The sequence below is a fragment of the Gammaproteobacteria bacterium genome (genome assembly GCA_003696665.1).
GTDB lineage: Bacteria > Pseudomonadota > Gammaproteobacteria > Enterobacterales.
In genome coordinates, this window is the sequence record RFGJ01000629.1 from 1 (window position 1) to 2,316 (window position 2,316).

General features: G+C 53.4%; 3 protein-coding genes. All 3 read right to left on the bottom strand.

Annotation, left to right across the window (positions count from 1 at the left end; translation table 11 throughout):
• Positions 1 to 306, bottom strand: a 306-nt coding sequence (locus tag D6694_15180; protein ID RMH34427.1) for a S58 family peptidase, incomplete at its 3' end; no start/stop codon positions are given.
• 42 nt (positions 307 to 348) lie between these two features.
• A complete protein-coding gene (locus tag D6694_15185) occupies positions 349 to 1,434 on the bottom strand; it encodes a phosphatase (protein ID RMH34428.1) in 1,086 nt (361 codons plus the stop codon).
• Positions 1,435 to 1,481: 47 nt separating this feature from the next.
• Positions 1,482 to 2,126 (bottom strand): DUF4433 domain-containing protein, encoded by a 645-nt coding sequence (locus tag D6694_15190; protein ID RMH34426.1) that lies wholly within the window; start codon positions 2,124 to 2,126, stop codon positions 1,482 to 1,484.
• Between the last annotated feature and the right edge of the window lie 190 nt (positions 2,127 to 2,316).

Here is a 2,316-nt window from a genome sequence, read left to right on the forward strand (position 1 = left end):
CACCTGAGTGTAGCCGGCCAGCTTGCCGAAACCGTTGCCGACGTAGATGGCGGCCGGCACTTTCTGCTGGAAAACGTTGCCTTCGTGCGGCAAAATGGCCGTCACACCCGTGCGCACGCTGTCGCCCTCGATGAGGGTGACGTGGCCCACGCGCACGCCCTCCACGTCGGTGATGGCATCGAGGGGACCGGGCGGCAGCACGCCGGGAGTGATGCCGAAGTCGCGCAGGCGGCCGCGCGCCTGCTGACTCATGCCTTGCACGGCACAGAGGAGGGTGGCCAGCGAAAGGATCAGGATCGGTTTCATGCCCGTCGGGTTTGGCTGCAAAATGAGCCGGGTGCAAGCGGCTCAGTTTTGTTGCATGTTCTTTTCGAAGTGGCGTTGTTCGAATTCATTAAGGTGTTGCCACGCCTTCCGTATGTGCGACTCTTTGAGGTAGTGCTTTTTTCGCTTGGACCACGATTGAACGCGTTGTACTGCTTCGTCTTCCGAGAGCAGATGGTCGCCTTGGGTTTCTTTTCGCAAATAGTCGAGCGTGGAAAGGAGCTCGAGCCCGTAATCGTTTTCGAATCCTTCCAGCAATTGCAAAACCCGTTCGAGGCGTTGCCGGTGTTCGGTGCCGAGGTGCTGGTTCATCCACCTTTCCAGGTCGGGATATTTTGAATAGTCAAGCTGCAGGTGCTCGAACGGCTTGACAGTTTTTTGTTCGAGGCCTTCGAGCCAGGAACCGTTCAAATGGTAGAGCACGTGAACGAGTGCATGGCTGTAAGGGCCGTAATGAAGAGGCTCGAAGTGCAACTTCAGGTTTTCACCTGCCCGTTGGAGGAACCAGGCCAGTTTGTTGGCGGCAAACAAGGATGCATCGCCACCCCGATGTTCGTATTCAAAGAGCAGGTAGAGCAGCATGGCCCTTGCAGGGGTGAGCTTGGCTGGGCGGTCTTTTGCGCTTTGTTGCCTTTGCAGGCGTTTCTTGATTCCGGAGTCTGGCTCATACACTTCAAACAAGCATTCGCCTGGCCCCAGGTATTGCTCCATCAACGATTTCACCTTTTCCCAATCCAGCTTCCCATTGCCGCAACCCACGGGAGGAACCGCAATGTGCTTCCATCCGTGCGCATGCTGAAGCTGTACGAGCTGTCGAAGACCTTTTTCGATGTATTCGTATCGGGAAGGGTGGCGCCAGTGCTTTTTCGTAGCAAAGTTGATGATGTACACTTCCTTCCCCGAGGAAGGTCGTCGGTCTTTTACCACGAGCAGACCTCCCGGCTCCAATTTCCCTTCTGCACAGGCTCTTTTGTACTCCCGGAAATTGTGTGGAAATGTTTCGCGGAACTGAAGCGCTATGCCTTTACCCATCACGCCTACCGTATTGACGGTATTGACGAGCGCTTCAGCTTCGCTGTCCAGAAGGTTGCCTTTGGTCCATTTGATCATGACCATACCGATTTTGCAACAGCCAGGCTTGATTCAATCAGGTCGAATCAGAAATAGAATTTCCTGTAAAACTTTCCACCTTTCGGGTTGCAATAGACTTTGATCGATGGCAATCCGAATTCATTGAGCATTTTTTCAACTTGCCTGGCAATGTGTTGGTTGTGCGTTACAATATATTTCACGCTGCTCAATGGCACCTCACCTTTGACCAGGAACTCGGCCTGTTTGCGGCGTTTCCTGTCTGGGTCGTCCTCGGTATTTCGCCAGTCGGAAGTGCACACCACTTCCCAATCCAACTTGTCCAAATCCTTTTTGTCATTGTACCATGAAGTAAGGTGTGCATGGGAGTGGCCATCCGTAAATACGTAGCGGAGCTGCAACTGTTCAATTTCAAGGAAAGGTACACAGAGATAGATGATTTCTTCAGGTTGTACCTTCCCTTGTCGCGTGATTTGATAGAGCATTGGCGTGCAGGGGCCAAGGTAAAAAGCCACATATTCGTGGATTTTGCCTCCGGGATCAATTGGTACTTTGCGCTCGCGCCGTCTTTGAGTGAGATCTTTATCGCCGATAAACTTGTATCCTTCCAGCTGGTGGGTGGGTGGAGGAATGCTGCCATATTGGGCCAGCAGGGCCAAGTTTTCGATATGCGTGATGCGAAACAACAGTATTTTTTCAAGTGGTGGCTGCATAGGTGGTGACGGGGAGCTTTATCCTGCTTCGCTTTGCGAAAAGGGGCGCGGAGGTCTCGAAAGGCCTCCGCGCCCGGTGTTGGGGGGGATTGTCACTTCATCAGTCCGCGCTTCTTCATGTCGCGTTCGATGATGATGGGCAGCTGGTGCGTCTTGAGGTTCTTGCCGATGAGGATGCGGTCGGGGTTGA